This is a genomic window from Mumia sp. zg.B21 (assembly GCF_019550855.1).
In the GTDB taxonomy this organism is placed as follows: Bacteria; Actinomycetota; Actinomycetes; order Propionibacteriales; family Nocardioidaceae; genus Mumia.
Genome location: NZ_JAHWCJ010000001.1, coordinates 1,698,758 through 1,716,786 on the forward strand (window position 1 = coordinate 1,698,758; position 18,029 = coordinate 1,716,786).

Annotated in this window: 17 protein-coding genes and 1 riboswitch; of the genes, 9 read left to right on the top strand and 8 right to left on the bottom strand. The window is 71.2% G+C overall.

All coding sequences use genetic code 11. The annotated features are described in order from the left end of the window. Positions 1-48: 48 nt before the first annotated feature. From KV100_RS08200 to KV100_RS08210, 3 genes are read right to left on the bottom strand one after another with little or no spacing between them, the layout of a single operon-like run. On the bottom strand, positions 49-1,491 hold the full coding sequence (locus tag KV100_RS08200) for an FAD-binding oxidoreductase (protein WP_220342341.1): 1,443 nt from the start codon (positions 1,489-1,491) through the stop codon (positions 49-51). After that, a complete protein-coding gene (locus KV100_RS08205; protein WP_220342342.1) occupies positions 1,478-2,803 on the bottom strand; it encodes an aspartate aminotransferase family protein in 1,326 nt (441 codons plus the stop codon). Before KV100_RS08205 ends, KV100_RS08200 begins: the two co-directional genes overlap by 14 nt. Before the next feature lie 10 nt (positions 2,804-2,813). Further along, entirely contained in the window at positions 2,814-4,337 is a 1,524-nt protein-coding gene (locus KV100_RS08210) for a CoA-acylating methylmalonate-semialdehyde dehydrogenase (protein WP_220342343.1), read from the bottom strand. A gap of 91 nt (positions 4,338-4,428) precedes the next feature. On the opposite strand from KV100_RS08210, the gene KV100_RS08215 reads away from it, so the two are divergent. The 4 genes from KV100_RS08215 to KV100_RS08230 all read left to right on the top strand — a co-directional run bounded on the left by KV100_RS08215 (position 4,429) and on the right by KV100_RS08230 (position 8,502). Continuing rightward, on the top strand, positions 4,429-6,054 hold the full coding sequence (locus KV100_RS08215) for a PucR family transcriptional regulator (protein ID WP_220342344.1): 1,626 nt from the start codon (positions 4,429-4,431) through the stop codon (positions 6,052-6,054). Between the two features lie 80 nt (positions 6,055-6,134). Further along, on the top strand, positions 6,135-6,308 hold the full coding sequence (locus KV100_RS08220) for a hypothetical protein (protein ID WP_220342345.1): 174 nt from the start codon (positions 6,135-6,137) through the stop codon (positions 6,306-6,308). 84 nt (positions 6,309-6,392) lie between these two features. Then, positions 6,393-7,898, top strand: coding sequence for a gamma-aminobutyraldehyde dehydrogenase (locus KV100_RS08225; protein ID WP_220342346.1), 1,506 nt, complete (start codon positions 6,393-6,395; stop codon positions 7,896-7,898). Positions 7,899-7,971: 73 nt separating this feature from the next. Further along, positions 7,972-8,502, top strand: a complete 531-nt coding sequence (locus KV100_RS08230; RefSeq protein WP_220342347.1) for a MarR family winged helix-turn-helix transcriptional regulator — start codon at positions 7,972-7,974, stop codon at positions 8,500-8,502. Here the strand turns inward: KV100_RS08230 and KV100_RS08235 are convergent. After that, positions 8,499-9,167 carry a hypothetical protein gene (locus KV100_RS08235; protein WP_220342348.1) on the bottom strand — a complete coding sequence of 223 codons (669 nt, stop codon included), beginning with the start codon at positions 9,165-9,167 and terminating at the stop codon, positions 8,499-8,501. The two genes, KV100_RS08230 and KV100_RS08235, sit on opposite strands and share 4 nt — an antisense overlap. A 60-nt stretch (positions 9,168-9,227) precedes the next feature. Here KV100_RS08235 and KV100_RS08240 point away from each other — a divergent pair, with 60 nt between their 5' ends. Genes KV100_RS08240 through KV100_RS08250 form a run of 3 tightly spaced genes read left to right on the top strand, consistent with a single transcriptional unit; the run spans position 9,228 to position 11,149 of the window. After that, positions 9,228-9,809, top strand: a complete 582-nt coding sequence (locus tag KV100_RS08240; RefSeq protein ID WP_220342349.1) for a hypothetical protein — start codon at positions 9,228-9,230, stop codon at positions 9,807-9,809. 1 nt (position 9,810) lies between these two features. Continuing rightward, on the top strand, positions 9,811-10,443 hold the full coding sequence (locus KV100_RS08245; RefSeq protein ID WP_220342350.1) for a nitroreductase family protein: 633 nt from the start codon (positions 9,811-9,813) through the stop codon (positions 10,441-10,443). Between the two features lie 25 nt (positions 10,444-10,468). Further along, positions 10,469-11,149 (top strand): GPP34 family phosphoprotein, encoded by a 681-nt coding sequence (locus KV100_RS08250; RefSeq protein ID WP_220342351.1) that lies wholly within the window; start codon positions 10,469-10,471, stop codon positions 11,147-11,149. Between the two features lie 12 nt (positions 11,150-11,161). Here the strand turns inward: KV100_RS08250 and KV100_RS08255 are convergent, their stop codons facing one another. Next, positions 11,162-12,613, bottom strand: a complete 1,452-nt coding sequence (locus KV100_RS08255; protein ID WP_308291388.1) for an MFS transporter — start codon at positions 12,611-12,613, stop codon at positions 11,162-11,164. Positions 12,614-12,661: 48 nt separating this feature from the next. On the opposite strand from KV100_RS08255, the gene KV100_RS08260 reads away from it, so the two are divergent. Then, on the top strand, positions 12,662-13,207 hold the full coding sequence (locus tag KV100_RS08260) for an NUDIX hydrolase family protein (protein ID WP_220342352.1): 546 nt from the start codon (positions 12,662-12,664) through the stop codon (positions 13,205-13,207). A 5-nt stretch (positions 13,208-13,212) separates the two neighbouring features. On the opposite strand, the gene KV100_RS08265 is transcribed toward KV100_RS08260, so the two are convergent. After that, positions 13,213-13,527 carry a multidrug efflux SMR transporter gene (locus tag KV100_RS08265; protein WP_220342353.1) on the bottom strand — a complete coding sequence of 105 codons (315 nt, stop codon included), beginning with the start codon at positions 13,525-13,527 and terminating at the stop codon, positions 13,213-13,215. 19 nt (positions 13,528-13,546) lie between these two features. Beyond that, a riboswitch (guanidine-III (ykkC-III) riboswitch) is annotated at positions 13,547-13,607 on the bottom strand. Between the two features lie 116 nt (positions 13,608-13,723). Between KV100_RS08265 and KV100_RS08270 the strand changes: the two genes are divergently transcribed. Then, the gene (locus KV100_RS08270; protein WP_220342354.1) at positions 13,724-16,102 is read left to right on the top strand and encodes a (Fe-S)-binding protein; all 2,379 of its coding nucleotides are present in this window, start codon (positions 13,724-13,726) and stop codon (positions 16,100-16,102) included. Between the two features lie 92 nt (positions 16,103-16,194). On the opposite strand, the gene KV100_RS08275 is transcribed toward KV100_RS08270, so the two are convergent. Next, on the bottom strand, positions 16,195-17,010 hold the full coding sequence (locus tag KV100_RS08275; RefSeq protein WP_220342355.1) for an ABC transporter permease subunit: 816 nt from the start codon (positions 17,008-17,010) through the stop codon (positions 16,195-16,197). Next, positions 17,007-17,969 carry an ABC transporter ATP-binding protein gene (locus tag KV100_RS08280; RefSeq protein ID WP_308291389.1) on the bottom strand — a complete coding sequence of 321 codons (963 nt, stop codon included), beginning with the start codon at positions 17,967-17,969 and terminating at the stop codon, positions 17,007-17,009. The genes KV100_RS08275 and KV100_RS08280 overlap by 4 nt, the downstream gene beginning before the upstream one ends. Between the last annotated feature and the right edge of the window lie 60 nt (positions 17,970-18,029).

The following is an 18,029-nucleotide window of genomic DNA, read 5'->3' on the forward strand; positions in this document are numbered from 1 at the left end:
CCCTTCCGTGTTCCCGTGTCAGCCCCCGCTGGTCGAACCCGCCGCGATCTAGGAGTCGAACCCGAGCCCTGCGGCGTCCAGGGCGCGGAGCCAGATGTTGCGGTGGCCTTCGCGGTGGTCCGCACGGTCCAGCGACCAGCGGGTGAGGTTGATCCCCACGGCTGCCGCGGGCTCGGGAGGGAACGGCAGCGGCTTCTTACGGACCATTGCCACCTCGGTCCGGGGAGTCCGCTCACCCGACAGCCGGTCGAGCATGACGTCGGCCGCGAAGTGCGTGGCGGCGACGCCGAGCCCCGTGAACCCGGCCGTGTAGGCGACGCGACCCTGCTTGGCCAGCCCGTGGAACGCACAGAACTGCGTCGACGTGTCGATCGCACCGGCCCACCGGTGGGTGAACCGGATCCCCTCGAGCTGCGGGAACGTCGTGAGGAAGTGCGAGGCCAGCGTCCGGTAGGTCGCCGGACGGTCCTCGTAGGCGGAGCGAACCGCGCGCCCGTAGTGGTAGACGGCGTCGTACCCGCCGAACAGGATCCGGCCCTCCGGCGTGATCCGGTAGTAGTGGAACTGGTTCGCCATGTCGCTGACGCCCTGGCGGTTGTGCCAGCCGATCGCGTCGCGCTGCTCCTGCGACAGGGGCTCCGTCATCAGGGCGTAGTCGTAGACCGGCACGGTGAGCAGCCGGGTGCGTGCCAGCAGCGACGGGAACACGTTGGTCGCCAGGGCGATGCGGTCGGCCCGCACCGATCCGCGCGGGGTCCGGACGAGCACGGGCCCGGAGCGTCCCGAAGTCTCGAGCGACTCTGCCGAGCTGTTCTCGAAGATCTCGACCCCGAGCCCTGTCGCGACCCGGGCCAGCTCCTTCACCAGCTTGGCCGGGTGCAGCATCGCGGTCGAGTCGCGGTGCCACACGCCCGCCAGGTAGGTCGGGCTGTCGACCTCAGCGCGGACCGCAGCGGCGTCGAGCACGTCGCCACCGCCCTCCAGGAGCTGCTCGACCTGGTACGGCTCGACCGCCACGTCGAGGCTGCCCGTGCGCTCGAGCTCGCAGTCGATCCCCAGCGCATCGACGGCCTTCGCGAGCGACTCAAGGTTGTCCTGCCCGAGCCGTTCGAGGGTGTCGTACTCGTCCGGCCAGCGCGCGCGTCCATTGTCCTCGCCGTGGGTGAGGCTGGCGTCGCAGAACCCGCCGTTGCGGCCGGAGGCCGCCCATCCGACGGTCTGGGCCTCGAGCAGGACGACGCGGGCCGCGGGGTTGCGAACCTTCGCCTTCACCGCCGTCCACAGTCCGGTGTAGCCCCCGCCGACCACGAGAAGGTCGGCGGTGCGCGCCGCGGTGAGGACGGGGTACGTGACCACGTCACCGACGTCCTCCAGCCAGAAGCAGGCGTCGCGCACGCCGTCCAGCGCCTCGTCGACGAGCCCTGCCGGCGGCGCCTGGCGCTCGAAGACCGTGGGTCGTCCGCCTCCGCGCGACGATCTAGCGGGCGGCATGGGCATCGCCGACCGACAGCGCCTCGTCCAGGACCGCCAGACCGGCACGCGCCTCGTCGGCGGTGATGTTGAGGGCGGGCACGACGTGGAGGCGGTGGTAGTTCACGAACGGCAGCAGCCCGTGCTTCTTGCACGCCGCGACGATCTCGTTCATCGCCGGGCTCGTCCCCCCGTACGGTGCCAGCGGCTCCCGGGTCTCCCGGTCGGCGACGAGGTCGAGCGCCCAGAACGCCCCCACCCCACGGACCTCACCGACACAGGGGTGTCGCTCGGCCAGCTCGGCGAGCCCCGGTGCGAAGACCGTCTCCCCCAGCGTGGCGGCGTTCTCGACGATGCGCTCGTCCTTCATCGTCTCGATCGTGGCGACCGCGGCGGCGCAGGCGAGCGGGTGGCCCGAGTAGGTGAGGCCGCCGGGATAGGGTCGATCGGCGAAGGTCCCGTAGATCGGCTCGGAGATGATCACGCCGCCCAGCGGCACGTATCCCGACGTCACGCCCTTGGCGAACGTGATGAGGTCCGGTGTCGCGTCGTACAGGTCGAGTGCGAACCACGTGCCGGTCCGGCCGAACCCGGCCATCACCTCATCGGCGATCCAGACGATCCCGTAGCGGTCGCACAGCGCCCGCACCCCCTCGAGGTAGCCCGGCGGCGGGGGCATGATGCCCGCGGTGCCCGGGATGGTCTCGAGGATGATCGCCGCGATCGTGTCGGGCCCCTCCATCTGGATCGTGTGCTCGAGGTGCGTGAGCGCACGCTCGCACTCCTCGGCCTCGGTCGTCGCGTGGAACTCGGTGCGATAGAGGAACGGCCCGAAGAAGTGGACGACACCGTCCGCCCCGTAGTCGTTGGGCCAGCGCCGCGGGTCACCGGTCAGGTTGACCGCGGTCTGGGTGCCACCGTGGTACGAGCGGTAGCGGCTCAGCACCTTGCGGCGTCCGGTGTGCAGGCGCGCCATGCGCACGGCGTGCTCGACGGCGTCCGCCCCGCCGTTGGTGAAGAAGACGCGGTCCATCCCCTCGGGCGCGAGCTCGGCGACGAGGGCCGCGGCCTCCGAGCGGGCGGCGTTGGCGTGCTGGGGCGCGATCGTGCACAGGCGCGCGGCCTGGTCCTGGATGGCCTTGACCACGCGCGGGTGCTGGTGCCCGATGTTGGTGAAGACCAGCTGCGAGGAGAAGTCGAGGTATCGCTGCCCCTGGTCGTCGACGACGTAGCTCCCCTCGGCGCTCTCGATCACCATCGGGTTCATGGAGGCCTGCGCGACCCACGAGTGGAAGACGTGCGCGCGGTCGAGCTCGTACGTGCGGTTCGTCATGACGTCCTCTCTAGCTGTTCTTCGGGAAGGCGAGCTCGAGGCCGCCGACGGGCTTCACGGCGGGATCACCCCACCGCGAGGTGACCACCTTTCCACGGGTGAAGAAGTGGACGCCCTCGGTCCCGTGCGCGTGGCTATCGCCGAAGAGCGAGCTCTTCCACCCGCCGAACGAGTAGTACGCCATCGGCACCGGGATCGGGACGTTGATGCCGATCATCCCGACCTCGACCTCGTACTCGAACTTCCGCGCGGCCCCGCCGTTGCTGGTGAACAGCGCGACACCGTTGCCATACGGGTTCGCGTTGACGAGGGCGACGGCCTCGTCGTACGTGTCGGTGCGCACGACCGAGAGGACCGGGCCGAAGATCTCCTCGGTGTAGACGCTCATGTCGGGCGTGACCTGGTCGAACAACGTGGGGCCGAGCCAGAAGCCCTCCGCTCCACCGTCGGCGGCGACCTCGCGCCCGTCCACGACCAGCTTGGCTCCGGCCTCCTCGCCGGCATCGACGAACGACGCGACCTTGTCGCGGTGCGCCCGGGTGACGAGCGGCCCCATGTCGGCGCCCTTCGTCCCGTCGCCGGTGCGCAGGGTGCGCGTGCGGTCGGCGATCTTGGCGACGAGCTCGTCCCCGACTCCACCGACGGCGACGACGACGCTGATCGCCATGCAGCGTTCGCCGGCAGAGCCGTAGCCGGCGCTGACCGCCTGGTCCGCGGCCAGGTCGAGGTCGGCGTCGGGCAACACGACCATGTGGTTCTTGGCACCACCCAGCGCCTGCACCCGCTTGCCCGACTGGCTCGCCCGCTCGTAGACGTAGCGGGCGATGGGCGTCGAGCCGACGAAGCTGATCGCCTTGACGTCGGGGCTGTCCAGGAGTGCGTCGACGGCGACCTTGTCCCCCTGGAGGACGTTGAAGACACCGTCGGGCAGCCCGGCCTCCTTCCACCGCTCGGCGATCCAGATTGCGGCCGAGGGATCCTTCTCGCTCGGCTTGAGGACCACCGTGTTGCCCGCGGCGATCGCGACCGGGAAGAACCACATCGGGACCATCGCCGGGAAGTTGAACGGGCTGATGATCCCGACCACGCCGAGCGGCTGGCGCTTGGAGTGCACGTCGACCCCGGAGGAGACGCCCTCGGAGTAGCCACCCTTGAGCAGGTGCGGGATCCCGCAGGCGAACTCGACGACCTCCAGGCCTCGGGTCACCTCCCCCAGAGCGTCGTCGAGCACCTTGCCGTGCTCGGCGGTGATGATCGCCGCGAGCTCGTCCTTGCGGGCGTTGAGGATCTCGCGGAACGCGAAGACGGTCTGCGTGCGCCTGGTGACCGACGTGTCGGCCCAGGAGCGCGCCGCGGCCGAGGCCGCACCGATCACGCGCTCGGCGTCGGCCTGGTCGGCGAAGACGACCTGCCCGGTCACGGCGCCGGTCGCGGGGTTGGTGACATCGCCGGTACGAGCGGCGGCGCCGGACCTGGAGCTGCCGAGGAACGGTGCGCCGTCGAGCCAGTGCGGAATCACGGTGGGAGTGCTCATGGGCACGAGCGTGCGCCCGGCGGGCCACCCCCCACAATGGACGGATTGTCACCCGTGCTCGATACAGGATTGCGGAGTGTAGCCTTCTGCCATGCCGCTCCCGACGCTCCGCGCCGTCTTGGCCTCGGACGCCCTCCGCGTCGCCGAGCCGCAGGTGCTGGCGGGCGCCGACCGGCTCGACCGGCAGGTCCGTTGGGTCCACGTCAGCGAGGTCCGAGAGGTCACCGGGCTGCTCACCGGCGGCGAGCTGCTCCTCTCCACCGGCCTGGCGATGCGGGGGGACGAGGCCGACGCGGCGGCGTACGTCGGTGAGCTCGTCGACGCCGGCGCGACCGGGCTCCTCGTCGAGCTCGGCGAGTCCTTCAGCGCGGTGCCCGCGGCGGCGCTGGCCGTCGCCCGTCGGCGCCGGTTCCCCGTGGTCGCCCTCCGGAGGCCCACCCGCTTCGTCGAGATCACCGAGCAGGTGCACCGTGCGATCGTCGCCGAGCAGTACGAGCACGTCGACTTCGCGCGGCGGGTCCACGAACGCTTCACCTCGCTGAGCCTCGAGGGAGCCGGGGCCCAGGTGATCGTCGAGGAGACCGCCGCCCTGGCCGGCTCGTCCGTCGTGCTCGAGGATCTGTCTCGTCACGTCGTGGCCTACGCGGCGCTGGGGCGTCCCGCCGCCGGCCTGCTCCAGGCGTGGGAGCGACGCTCGCGGCTGGTCGCCTTCACCGACCTCACCGGCGTGACGGGGCCCGAGGGCTGGATGACCTCCCCGGTCGGCGTGCAGCAGCAGCGCTGGGGCCGGCTGGTCGTCGTGAATCCCGCCTCCGACCAGGAGCGCCTCGCGATGGTCCTCGAGCGCGCGGCCCAGGCGCTGGAGCTCGGCCGGATGGTGGAGAGCGACCGGTTCGGGATCACCCACCAGGCTCAGGGTGGATTCCTCACCGAGCTCGCCGCGGGTCGCGTGGTCGACGTCGCCGAGGCCGAGGCGCGCGCCCGAGCGCTCGGGCTCCCCGCGGTGGCGCCGTACGTGGCCCTCGTCGTGCGCGCCGCACCGCGCGCCGGAGGGACGAGCACCGATCCGGTGGCGGCCCACCGCGGCGCACGGCGCCTCGTCGAGCGCGTCGCCCAGGCCGGGCGCGACGCCCGGCTCCCCCTCATCCTCGGCTCGCTCGGGCCTGTGGAGGTGGCGGTGCTGCTCGCGACCGGCGAGCGGGGCGGCGACGCCGCTGTCGCGCAGCTCGCGGAGACCCTGCACGCCCAGCGCGTCCGCCAGCCCGACCTCGATCCCGTGTCGGTCGGCGTGGGCGTCCCTGCCGAGACGGTGCTCACCGCCGGCGCTGGGCTGCGGCACGCCCAGCACGTCGCGGAGGTGGCCCACGCCCTGCCACCGGCACGCCGCAGACCGTTCTTCCGGGCCAGCGACGTCCGTCTCCACGGACTCGTGGCCCTCTTGCAGGACGACCCGCGGGTCCAGGCGTTCGCCGAGGCAGAGCTCGACCGGCTGCTCGTCCACGAGGCGACGCACGAGGACGGGATGCTCCAGCTGCTCCGCCAGTACCTCGCCGTGGGCGGCAACAAGACCGAACTGGCGCGCGTCAGCCACCGCAGCCGCCCCGCGCTCTACAAGAAGCTCGCGCACCTCGAGCGCATCCTCGGCGTCCGCCTCGACGACGCCGACTCCCGGCTCGCCCTGGGGGTCGCCCTCCTGGTGCACGACCAGCCGCGGTGACCGCGCGCGGTCGACGCCGCCTCGACCGATAGGTTGGTGACCCAGGCCGCACCGGCGGCCACGGGAGCGAGGAGCACGACATGACGACCTGGGGCTGGATCGCCGTCTTCACCGTGGTGGCAGGTTTCGGCATGCTGCCGCTCGTCGTCGACCGCGCGACGTCCGCCAAGCTCGTCGGCACCACCGCGGCGTGCCTGGTGCTCGCCTTCTTCGCCGCCCTCCTCGTCATCGCACTGCCGAAGACGATCGCCTGAGCGGCGACACGACGTCACCGCAGACGACCCTGTGGTGACACACCGGCTGTTGTCCGCTCGCGGACGACGTGCTGGAATCGCGCCATGACCACACCCCGCGCCTTCGACCCCGCCAGCATCCCCGCCGGACAGCACATCGGCGGTCGGTACGCCGACGGCTCCGGTGCCGACGACGTCGTGGTCAGCAACCCCGCGACGGGGGAGGTCGTACGCAGGTTCGCCTCGGCCACAGACTCCGACGTCGACGACGCGGTGGCCGCAGCGGCCCGCGCGTACCCCGGATGGTCCGCCGCCACCCCTGGTGAGCGGAGCACCGCGCTCCACGCGCTGGCGCGCCGGCTCGAGCAGATCGCGGACGACCTCGCCGCCGCCGAGACGTTGCAGACGGGCAAGTCGATCCGGATGTCCACGGAGTTCGACGTCCCGGGCACGATCGACAACACCGCCTTCTTCGCCGGGGCTGCCCGCAACCTGGAGGGCAGGGCGAGCGCCCGCTACTCCGCCGACCACACCTCCTCGATCCGGCGTGAGCCGATCGGCGTGGTCGGCTCGGTCGCCCCGTGGAACTACCCGCTCCAGATGGCGGCCTGGAAGGTCCTCCCGGCGATCGCCGCTGGCAACACCGTGGTCCTCAAGCCGGCCGAGATCACACCGTTCACCTCCCTGATGCTCGCCCAGGCCGCCACCGAGGCCGGGCTGCCCGACGGTGTCGTCAACGTCGTCAACGGCCCCGGTCCGACGACCGGGAGCGCCGTCGTCGGCCACCCGGGCGTCCGCATGGTGTCCTTCACCGGGTCGACGGCGGTCGGTCGGCAGATCGCGACGACGGCCGCCGCCTCGGTGAAGCGCGTACACCTCGAGCTGGGCGGCAAGGCGCCGTTCGTCGTGTTCGACGACGCCGACCTCGAGGCGGCCGTCCGTGGCGCCGTCGCGGGCTCGCTGATCAACGGCGGGCAGGACTGCACGGCGGCCACCCGGGCGTACGTCCACGCGAGCCTCTTCGAGGCGTTCGTCGACGGGGTCGCCGAGCTGATGCGCAAGGTGGTCGTCGGAGACCCCAGCGACCCCGCGACCGACCTCGGGGCGCTCAGCTCGGCGGCGCACCGCGACAAGGTGGCCGCGATGGTCGACCGCGCCCGGGCCGCCGGCGCCCAGGTGGTGTGCGGTGGAAGCTCGCCCGAGCGCGCGGGCTTCTTCTACGAGCCGACCCTCCTGACGGGGCTCCCCCAGGACGCGGAGGCCGTCCAGCAGGAGATCTTCGGGCCGGTCCTGGTGGCGCTTCCGTTCGAGTCCGACGACGAGGCGGTCCGGCTCGCCAACGACACCCCGTACGGCTTGGCGGCGTCGGCGTGGACGCGTGACGTCTACCGTGCCCAGCGCGCGGCCGCGGAGATCCAGGCCGGCTGCGTCTGGATCAACGACCACATCTCCATCGTCTCCGAGATGCCGCACGGCGGCTACAAGCAGTCGGGCTACGGCAAGGACATGAGCGCGTACTCGTTCGAGGAGTACACCCAGGTCAAGCACGTGATGCAGGACGTGACCGGCACTGCTCGCAGGCCGTGGCACAGCACCGTCATGGGGGTGTGACCGGCGGCACCTTCAGCAGAGCCGGGGGATTGCATAGAAGGTCTATCTGTTGACGGGCGTATAACATAGGTCTGTGGACTCGCTGCCTCCGGTCGACCAGACCGACATCCGGTTCACGCTCGGGATGCAGCTGCGAGAGCTCTTGCGCGTCGCACCATCGGTGCACGCCCGCCTCGCCTCCGAGATCGGGATCGGCGTCACCGACGCCCTGGCGCTCGACAACGCCATGGCGGCACTGCCGCGACCCCTGGGCGTCGGCGACCTGGCCCACCGGCTCGGAATCCGTTCCGCCTCGGCGACCGTCGCGGTCGACCGCCTGGTCTCGTCGGGGCACATGGAGCGCACTCCGCACCCGACCGACCGGCGTCGCACCAGCCTCCAGCCGACCGGCTCCGCCTACTCCGACGCCCGACGTGCTCTCTCTCCGCTGATCTCCGCCATCCGCGAGCTCACCTCCGACCTCGATGACGAGTCGGCCCGCACGATCACGACGTTCCTCGACGACGCCATCGCGATCCTGCGCGAGTACGCCGACCACGGAGGCGCTGACGAGCCCGTGCGCGGGCCCGCGAGCGACGACCCGGCTCCCCGTTCCGACACCTAGGAGAGTGCGGCCAGAGCGGCGCGGATCAGCCGTTCGTCCCGCTCACGCACCACGAGGGTGACCGCACGCTCGCCGCGTCGGACCGCTCGGGCGGCCCGGTCCGCGCCGGGCGACCCGATCTCCACAGCGCCCACCTCGTCGGTCAGCGTGCGTACGGCGAGGGCATCGAGGACGAGCGGCCCGTGGATCTCGTCGCGGTCGACCTCCACCCGCGTGCGGTCGCGGGTCGCACGAGCGCGCGCCTGAGCCACGACGACGTCCACGAGGGAGTCGCGCTCCGGCTCGGTCGGGGCCCGCACGTCGAGGACGCCGGTGGTCTCCCCGGCGGTGAGGCCGTCGGCGGGCTCGCGGGACGCGAGTTCACCGAAGGTGGCGCGCACGTCGGCATCTCCGTGCACCTTGGCCTGCTTCGCGGCCGCCAGGACCGTCATCGCACAGGTCAGCGAGGGGTCGGCGCGTACCGCCATGGGCGCCTCGTACGGCACGGGGTCGCCGCGGAAGGTGAACCTCCACCGACCGCGTGGCCAGGCGATTGAGACGACCCCCGCCGCGGCCTCGGGTGGGAGCACGCAGGCGAGGTCGTCGGCGACCTCGACCCAGACGCCCGAGGGTGTGCGCCACCACGTCCACCCGGGCCCCTCCCCCACCACCGACGCACCGTCCATGACGGCCATCCTGCCGGGTCTGGCACGAGGAGCGCGACACCTGCACGGGATACTGGCGCCATGCGCATCACCCGGGACGACACCGACGCTGTCGAGGAGTCCGACCTCACCGCCCGCCAGAAGGCCGAGAAGCTGGTCGAGCTCGCCACCGGCGCGGGCTACGAGCTCGCCGACGACGTCACACCGCGCTCGCTCCTGGTCGCCGCCTCGGAGTTCCTCGGGTTCGACGGCTCGTGGGACCGGCAGGAGGAGGTGCTGGCGATGGCGGACACGGCCGCGGGCGCCTCGGCCATCCACCCCGACGTCGTGCGGGTCGGCGCTGCGCTCGCACGTGGTCTCGACCCGTCGGAGTACGCCGACCGCTACCGCCGGTCGGGACGCATCACGCCACTGTCGGCCCACTACATGGCCGACCTCTACGACGAGGCCGGCGAGCCGCTGGCGGCCGAGCGGTGGCTCAACATCGGGATCCGGGCGCTCGAGCACCTCGACCCCGACATGGTGGACACGAGCACCTGGGACCTTCTGCTCCTGTCCCGCCGCAACCTGCGCGCACGCCTCGGCCGCCCCAAGGACGGGTACGACGAGGAGGCAGAGGCCGCCGACACGCACGTCGCGATCGACAGCGACGAGAGCGATTGACATGGAGCTCGGGGACGTCGTCCGGAGGCGACGGATGGTGCGGGCCTACGACGGACGACCGGTGCCGCGGGCACTCGTCGACCGGATGCTCGAGCACGCGACCCACGCTCCGAGCGCGGGGTTCAGCCAGGGATGGGCCTTCCTCGTCCTGGACTCCCCCGAGGACGTCACCCGGTTCTGGGAGGCGACGACGCCCCCGGACCGGGCGGCCGCGCCGTCACGGTGGCAGCGCGGCATGCGGACCGCTCCGGTGGTGATCGTGCCGCTGGCGCACAAGGACGCCTACCTCGAGCGCTACGCCGAGCCCGACAAAGGATGGACCGACCGCGACGAGGCACGCTGGGCGGTGCCGTACTGGTACGTGGACACCGCCATGGCGTCGCTGCTCATCCTGCTGACCGCCGTCGACGAGGGCTTGGGCGCGTGCTTCTTCGGGATCCCCCCGACGCGTACGGCCGCGTTCCGCAGCACCTTCGGCGTCCCTGAGGCGTACGACCCGATCGGCGCGGTCACGGTCGGATACCGCGCCGAGGACCACGTGCCGTCCTCGCGCGGACGTGCGCGCCGTGGACTCGACGAGGTCGTCCACCGGGGGTCGTGGGGCCTGCCGTCCGACGATGATCTTGGCATGTGATCAACATCACGAGTAGCCTCACCGCATGCTGCTCGCCGAGGAACTCACGCTGCTCGCTCTCGACCCGGAGACGGGAATGCTCCGGGGACGTGAGGCGTGCGTCGACCACGCCCTCGCCGGTGCCGTCCTCCTCGACCTCGCCGCGGCCGGCCACCTCCGTCTCGACGACGACACGATGCTCGTCCTCGGTGACACGTCACCGAGGTCGCCGCTGCTCGGCGGCGGCCTGTCCTTGCTGACCGGCCAGCTCCCCGTCGGCGTGCGTGACGCGATCCGGCACCTCGCGCCCACGCTGCGGGCCACGGTGCTCGAGAGCATGGCCGAGCGCGGCATGCTGCGGCGCGAGATCCACCGCAGCCTGGTGCTCAAGATCCTCGTCCGGTGGTACACCGCGTCACCCGACACGAGCGACTCCGTCCGCGCCGACCTGGAGACGATCTTCGCAGCTGTCGGCGGCTCGGCACCTGAGCCCGGCACCGACCTCGAGCCACGGGCGGCCGGCCTCCTCACCGTCCTCGACGGGGCCGACCTTCTCGAGCTGGTGAGCCCGTCGCAGCCGGACACGACACAGGTGCGCTCGTGGTGCCAGACACCGCGGCCCGACGAGGGCGACGACCTCCGTTGCGCCGTGCACGCCGCGCTCAGCGAGCTCTCTGCTCCCGGTCCGAGAGCCTCGCGCACGTCCAGGCGGACCGCCTCGGTCTGAGGCGCCGGCGGGTCAGCCCTCGGGTCCCCGTGACCTCGGATACGCGCGGGGCGCACCCAGGTCGCATCCCGGCTGCCTCTCGACGGGGATGGTGTGCGCTCTCGGCCTGGTACGGATCGTCGCCCAGGCCACGACCGCGCCGAGTCCCAGCATCGCCGCACAGATGACCATCGCCTGGTCGAAGCCCGCGTCGAACACTCCCGGGTCCGACAGTGCACCGCCGACGATCCCGACCAGGGGCGGCAGCGCGGCCACCGCGAGCAGCTGCGCCGTACGCGCCACCGCGTTGTTCACCCCCGACGCGATCCCGGCGAGGCGGTCGGGCGCCGCGGCCAGGACCGCCGTGGTCAGCGGCGCCACCAGCACCGTGAGCCCGATCCCGAAGACGACGACTCCCGGCGCCACCTCGCTCAGGTACGCCGCGTCCGGACCGATCCGCAGCATCAGCAGCAGCCCAGCCGCCGCGACGACCGGCCCCACGGTCATGGGGATCCGCGGCCCGATGCGGGTCGCCACGGCGCCGGCGTAGGAGGAGAAGAGAAGCATCAGGAACGTGACCGGAAGCGTCGCCGCGCCCGCCGCCAGCGGCGAGTAGCCGGCGACGACCTGCAGCTGCACCACGAGCAGGAAGAAGACCGCGCCCAGCGCGCCGTACACGACGAACGTCACCAGGTTCGCGCCGCTGAACACCCGGTCGCGAAAGAGACCGAGCGGCACGAGCGGGTCAGGACTGCGACGCTCCTGCACGACGAAGAGCAGCAGGACGACGAGACCGCCGACGGCCAGCCAGTCGCTGGAGGCGATGAGGCCGTAGGTCAGGACGGCCAGTCCGCCCGCGGCCAGCGCCACCCCGACGAGGTCGAGATGCTTCGGCGCCCGCGGGTCCCGACTCTCGGGCACGTGCCGGGCGCACACCCAGACCACCAGCACCGCGAGCGGCAGGTTGAGCAGGAACACCGCACGCCAGCTCACCGCCTCCACGAGCCATCCCCCGAGGAGGGGGCCCACGGCCGCAGCGACTCCGCCAAGTCCCGACCACGCCCCGATCGCCGCTCCTCTGTCCTCGGGGTCGAACGACGCGGAGATCAGCGCCAGGCTCCCCGGTGTCAGCAGAGCCCCGCCGATGCCCTGGAGGACGCGGGCGGCGATCAGCGTGGAGACGTCCGGAGCGACGCCGCACAGCAGCGAGGCGACCGCGAACCAGAGCACGCCGATCACGAACACCCGCCGCCGGCCGAAGCGGTCACCGAGCGCACCGCCGAGCAGGATCAGCGACGCGAGGCTCAGCGTGTAGCCGTTGACGACCCACTGCAGACCGCCGATGTCGGCGTCGAGGTCGTCGCCGATCGTGGGGAGGGCGACGTTGACCACGGTGCCGTCGAGCATCGCCATGCTCGACCCGAGCACGGTGGCGAGCAGGAGCCAGCGGCCTGCGGCGCTGCGGAGACGGACGGGCTCGTCCACGTGCGACACCGTACGCACCGATGGGGCCTCATGGGGAAGACTGGCGTCATGACGGTACGCACGCCCGACCCCAACCCCGGCTGGCTCTCCGATCACGCGCTCGACGAGACCCGCGGCCGGGTCCCGATCCTCTACGTCGAGGCCATCCCGGTCCGCATGGATCCTGACGGGCTCGTCGCCGAGATCGGGCTGCTGCTGCGGGGCTCCGCGCACACCGGCGCGATCTCGCGCTCGTTCGTCTCCGGGCGCGTCATGCACGGCGAGCGCGTCCGCGACGCTCTGATGCGCCACCTCGAGAAGGACCTGGGCCCGACCGCCTTCCCGGTGCTGCCGGTCAGCACCGTGCCGTTCGCGGTCACCGAGTACTTCCCCTACCCGGGGGCGTCGCAGTTCTTCGACGCCCGCCAGCACGCCGTCGCGCTCGCGTACGTGGTGCCGGTCTCGGGCGAGTGCCAGCCGCGCCAGGACGCGCTGGAGCTGACGTGGCTCACCCCGGGCGAGGCGTCGACCGACGCGGTCGCGGCCGAGATGGAGGGCGGTCGCGGGGCCCTGCTGCGGCAGGCGCTGGGCTACCTGGGGGTGCTCGGCGGCTGACCGCCTCAGCCCACCGCCTTGAGCCCCACCACCCCGCCGATGATCATCGCGAGGAACAGCAGGCGCACCACGGAGACCGGCTCGACACCGGTCGCCATCGCGTACGCGACGGTGAGCGAGGCGCCGATGCCGACCCACACGGCGTACGCGGTGCCGGTCGGCAGGCTCCGCATGGCGTACGCCAGCCCGACCATGCTGAGGACCACCGCCACGCCGAACACGACCGACGGGACGAGTCGGGTGAGACCGGCCGATCGCCCGAGCGCGGTCGCCCAGACCGCTTCGAGGACGCCGGAGACGACGAGGACCAGCCATGCCATGACGGGCTCCTGACCACGTGGTGTCGACGTCTTCGCATGACCGGGTACGTCGCTTCTCGTCCGGAGCCGGGTGGCTGATCACAGCGTACGAGACGCCTCGAAGTTACCCACCGGTAGTGTTTGGCGTACCTTACCCAGAGAACGCCCTTCGCTGGGGCTAAGGTGCGCTAGTCAGTACTACCGGCAGGAGCAGAGCATGCAGGTCGTCGCGATCGTCGTCTCGCTGGCCATCACCGCCGTCGCCGTCGCGCTCGCCGCCAGGGCGGTCGCCTCGATGGTGCGCGTGGTGAGGATGGGCCGGCAGACGCACAACCGGACCGACAACCCGGGGACGCGCTGGAAGAACATGCTGGTCGAGACCCTCGGCCACACGCGGATGCTCCAGTGGCACTGGATCGGCATCATGCACTGGTTCGTGTTCGCGGGATTCATCCTGCTGTCCACGATGGTCGCCGCGGCCTACTTCCAGATCTTCGACGCCCACGCGGTGCTTCCGATCATCGGGCACTGGGTCGTCTACCAGTGGGTGAGCGACCTCCTGTCGTGGCTGACCCTGATCGGCATCCTGTACCTGATCTTCGTCCGCCAGCGGAACAAGCCCAACAAGCTCGGCCGCAAGTCCCGCTTCTTCGGCTCCACGTTCTGGCAGGCCTACTTCGTCGAGGCTGTCATCCTGTCGGTCGTCGTCTGCGGCTTCCTGCTCCGCGGCCTCGAGTACGCGCTGTTCTCGCACGACGACCCCGCCCAGGCGACGTTCGCCCACTTCCCCGGCACCTTCTGGCTCGGGGAGCTCTTCTCCGGGATGTCGGCCGGAGCGCTCGAGACGACCATCTACGCCGTCGCGATGGTGAAGATCGCCATCTCGATGACCTGGTTGATCACGATCTCGCTCAACATCACCATGGGTGTCGCCTGGCACCGCTTCACCGCCTGGGTCAACATCTGGTTCAAGCGCGAGGCCTCCGGCGCTCCCGCCCTCGGTGGGCTGAAGCCGATCTACGTGGACGACACGCCGGTCACGATCGAGACGATGGAGGACCTCGACGAGGACGCGTTCGAGAAGCTCGGCGTCGGCAAGGTCGAGGACTTCTCCTGGAAGGGCATCCTCGACTTCACCACCTGCACCGAGTGCGGCCGCTGCCAGTCGCAGTGCCCCGCCTGGAACACCGACAAGCCGCTCTCGCCCAAGCTGCTCGTGATGGGTCTGCGCGACCACGCGTACGCCAAGGCGCCGTACGTCCTCGCCGGCGAGGACGGTCGCGACGGTCTCTCCGAGGCGGTCACCACGGAGGCGGAGCGTCCGCTGATCGGCGACGAGTCGGTCTACGGCGTCATCGACCCCGACGTCCTCTGGTCCTGCACCAACTGCGGCGCCTGCGTCCAGCAGTGCCCGGTCGACATCGAGCACGTCGACCACATCATGGACATGCGCCGCTACCAGGTGCTCGTGGAGTCCAACTTCCCCACCGAGCTCAACAACATCTTCAAGGGCCTCGAGCGCAAGGGGAACCCCTGGAACATGTCGCCCAAGAACCGGATGGACTGGGCGAAGGACCTCGATTTCGAGGTGAAGCAGGTCGGCGTCGACATCGAGGACCTGGACGAGGTCGACTGGTTGTTCTGGGTCGGCTGCGCCGGGGCGTACGAGGACCGCGCCAAGAAGACCACGCAGGCGGTCGCCGAGCTGCTCGACACCGCGGGCGTCTCGTTCGCCGTGCTCGGTGACGGCGAGACGTGCTCGGGTGATCCTGCCCGCCGCGCCGGCAACGAGATCGTGTTCGCCCAGCTCGCGGCGCAGAACGTCGAGGTCTTCAAGGAGACGAAGGTCAAGAAGGTCGTCTCGACCTGCGCCCACTGCTTCAACACGCTCAAGAACGAGTACAAGGACTTCGGCATCGAGCTCGAGGTCGTGCACCACACGCAGCTGCTCAACCGGCTCGTGCGCGAGGGCCGGCTCACGCCGCTCGCACCGGCCGACGAGAAGGTCGCCGGCAAGACGATCACCTACCACGACCCGTGCTTCCTCGGCCGCCACAACAAGGTGTACGAGGCGCCCCGCGAGCTGCTCGACGTGATCCCCAACGCCGAGCTCAAGGAGATGCCGCGCAACTCCGAGCGCTCGTTCTGCTGCGGTGCTGGTGGCGCCCGGATGTGGATGGAGGAGACGCTCGGCGAGCGGATCAACCTCAACCGCACCCAGGAGGCCATCGACACCGGTGCCGACCAGATCGCGGTCGGCTGTCCGTTCTGCCGGGTCATGCTGGCCGACGGCCTAACCGCGAAGCAGGCCGACGGTGCTGCTCGCGAAGAGGTCGAGGTGCTCGACGTGGCGCAGCTCCTCCTCGCCGGCGTCAAGCGCAAGGCGGCCGCCGACCCCGCGACCGAGCCCGGGCCCGACGCGACCGCCGCCGACGCCGGCATGGCGGCGACGGCGACCGCCGTCCTCGAGCGGCCCGAGGGCCCCGGTGAGGACCTCGACGAGCCCGAGGCGGGCACGCCGGAGGAGAACCGCAAGATCGCCGAGGAGTCCGACATCCCCGTCGACGACGAGGGCCACGGCCACTCCAAGCCCTGACGCCCGCCCTCGCGTGATTCGGTGAGGAGATCGGGGGCCGTCGACGGCCGAGTCCCGATTTCCTCACCGAATCGCCGTCTTGGCGGGCGGGGTCACGCGTCGCGGCGGCGGAGCGCGACAGCTGCGAGCGCCATCAGCACGGCGATCTCCGCCGCGAAGATCGCGAAGCTCGGCCAGGCGTCCAGCAGGTTCGGGTTGAACGACACGGGCGTCGCGATCACCGCTCCGGCGCTCCCCGGCATGACCCGCTCGAGGAACAGGCCGAAGTCACCGGGGATCAGCGCGACCATGTTGCTGGCCACGAAGCACAGCCCGATGGTGATCGTGATGGCCGCCGCGGTGTGGCGCAGCAGGGTCCCGATCGCGATCGAGAGCAGCCCCAGACCCGCCATGAAGAGGCCGCTGCCGTACATCGCCCGCAGCACGTCCCCCTCGAGCGCCATGCCGATGCCCTCGCGGTCGAGGAAGTAGTTGCCGCCGAAGTAGCCGATCAGGGCCGTCAGCGTGCCGACGACGAACAGCAGGCTCGCGACCAGCAGCGACTTCGCTGCGAGCACGCGCCCTCGTCGGGGAACGGCGGCGAACGTCGCCCGGACCATCCCGGTGCCGTACTCGCTGGTGACGGCGAGCACCCCCAGCACGACGGCCGTGATCTGGGCGATCATCATGCCCCAGGTGAGGAAGGCGCCGGGCGACTCGTCGGCCTCCGGGCTCGCGAGCCAGTCGGCATTGCCCCAGCACACGACGATCGTCAGGCCGGCTCCCAGGCCGACCAGAGCGGCGAGGGTCCACCACGTCGCGCGGACCGAGCGCAGCTTGATCCACTCGGCGCTGAGCACGTCGCCGAACCCTTGCCGGTGGACCGCCTGCTCCGACCCGACCGCGACGGTCTGCGTCGCGGTGCTCATGCCGCTGCTCCTGCCGTGACGGCGCCAACCTTCGAGCGGTACTCGACACTGTCGGCGGTCAACCTCATGAAGGCGTCCTCGAGCGAGGACCGCACCAGCGTGAGCTCGTGCAGCGGGAGGCTGTCGTGGTGCAGGAGATCGCCGATCGCCGACGCGTCGAGGCCCTGGACGTGGAGCGCGTCGCCGACGCCCTCCACGTCGAGCCCGCTCCTCGTCAGCAGCTCGGTCACGGCCGTGCGTGCCGGTGACTTGACCCGGACGTACGAGGTGGCGTGCGCGGCGATGAAGTCTTCGGTCGACATGTCGGCGAGGATCTGTCCGCGCCCGATGACGATCAGGTGGTCGGCCATCATCGCCATCTCCGACATGAGGTGGCTGGAGATGAAGACCGTACGGCCTTCGTCGGCGAGCCGGCGCGCGAGTGCGCGGACCCACCTGATGCCCTCGGGGTCGAGCCCGTTGACCGGCTCGTCGAGGATGACGACCGGCGGATCGCCGATCAGCGCAGCGGCGATCCCGAGCCGCTGCCCCATCCCCAGCGAGTAGCGTCCCGCCCGCTGACGAGCCACGGACTCCAGACCGACGAGCTCGAGCACCTCACCGACGCGGGTGGCCGGGATGCCGTTGCTCGCGGCGAGCCAGCGCAGGTGGTCACGCGCTGATCGGCCTGGGTGGAAGGCGTGGGCGTCGAGGAGCGCGCCGACCGAGCGCAGCGGCGCAGATGACGTCTGGTGCCGATGACCGTTGACCGTCACCGAGCCCGCCGTCGGGGCGTCCAGACCGAGGATCATCCTCATGGTGGTCGACTTCCCCGCACCGTTGGGGCCGAGGAATCCGGTCACGCGACCTGGTCTGACCGTGAAGTCGATGGCGTCGACGGCGACATTGTCGCCGAACGTCTTGGTGAGTGCCTGGGCGCGGATCATCCGATCGCCCGCCCCGATGTCTGAGCTGTCCATGCGCTCAGAGTCACGGGCAGTGGCGCCTGGGGGCATCGGGGAAACACCCCGGCCGTCCCC

Excerpts from the sequence above, each read along its gene's own strand:
- KV100_RS08205 (WP_220342342.1), bottom strand. The coding sequence starts at position 2,803 with ATGACGAACCGCACGTACGAGCTCGACCGCGCGCACGTCTTCCACTCG.
- KV100_RS08250 (WP_220342351.1), top strand. The coding sequence starts at position 10,469 with ATGCTGCTCGCCGAGGAACTCACGCTGCTCGCTCTCGACCCGGAGACG.
- KV100_RS08270 (WP_220342354.1), top strand. The coding sequence starts at position 13,724 with ATGCAGGTCGTCGCGATCGTCGTCTCGCTGGCCATCACCGCCGTCGCC.
- KV100_RS08210 (WP_220342343.1), bottom strand. The coding sequence starts at position 4,337 with ATGAGCACTCCCACCGTGATTCCGCACTGGCTCGACGGCGCACCGTTC.
- KV100_RS08215 (WP_220342344.1), top strand. The coding sequence starts at position 4,429 with ATGCCGCTCCCGACGCTCCGCGCCGTCTTGGCCTCGGACGCCCTCCGC.
- KV100_RS08245 (WP_220342350.1), top strand. The coding sequence starts at position 9,811 with ATGGAGCTCGGGGACGTCGTCCGGAGGCGACGGATGGTGCGGGCCTAC.
- KV100_RS08240 (WP_220342349.1), top strand. The coding sequence starts at position 9,228 with ATGCGCATCACCCGGGACGACACCGACGCTGTCGAGGAGTCCGACCTC.
- KV100_RS08225 (WP_220342346.1), top strand. The coding sequence starts at position 6,393 with ATGACCACACCCCGCGCCTTCGACCCCGCCAGCATCCCCGCCGGACAG.
- KV100_RS08280 (WP_308291389.1), bottom strand. The coding sequence starts at position 17,969 with ATGGACAGCTCAGACATCGGGGCGGGCGATCGGATGATCCGCGCCCAG.
- KV100_RS08265 (WP_220342353.1), bottom strand. The coding sequence starts at position 13,527 with ATGGCATGGCTGGTCCTCGTCGTCTCCGGCGTCCTCGAAGCGGTCTGG.
- KV100_RS08220 (WP_220342345.1), top strand. The coding sequence starts at position 6,135 with ATGACGACCTGGGGCTGGATCGCCGTCTTCACCGTGGTGGCAGGTTTC.
- KV100_RS08200 (WP_220342341.1), bottom strand. The coding sequence starts at position 1,491 with ATGCCGCCCGCTAGATCGTCGCGCGGAGGCGGACGACCCACGGTCTTC.
- KV100_RS08275 (WP_220342355.1), bottom strand. The coding sequence starts at position 17,010 with ATGAGCACCGCGACGCAGACCGTCGCGGTCGGGTCGGAGCAGGCGGTC.
- KV100_RS08260 (WP_220342352.1), top strand. The coding sequence starts at position 12,662 with ATGACGGTACGCACGCCCGACCCCAACCCCGGCTGGCTCTCCGATCAC.
- KV100_RS08235 (WP_220342348.1), bottom strand. The coding sequence starts at position 9,167 with ATGGACGGTGCGTCGGTGGTGGGGGAGGGGCCCGGGTGGACGTGGTGG.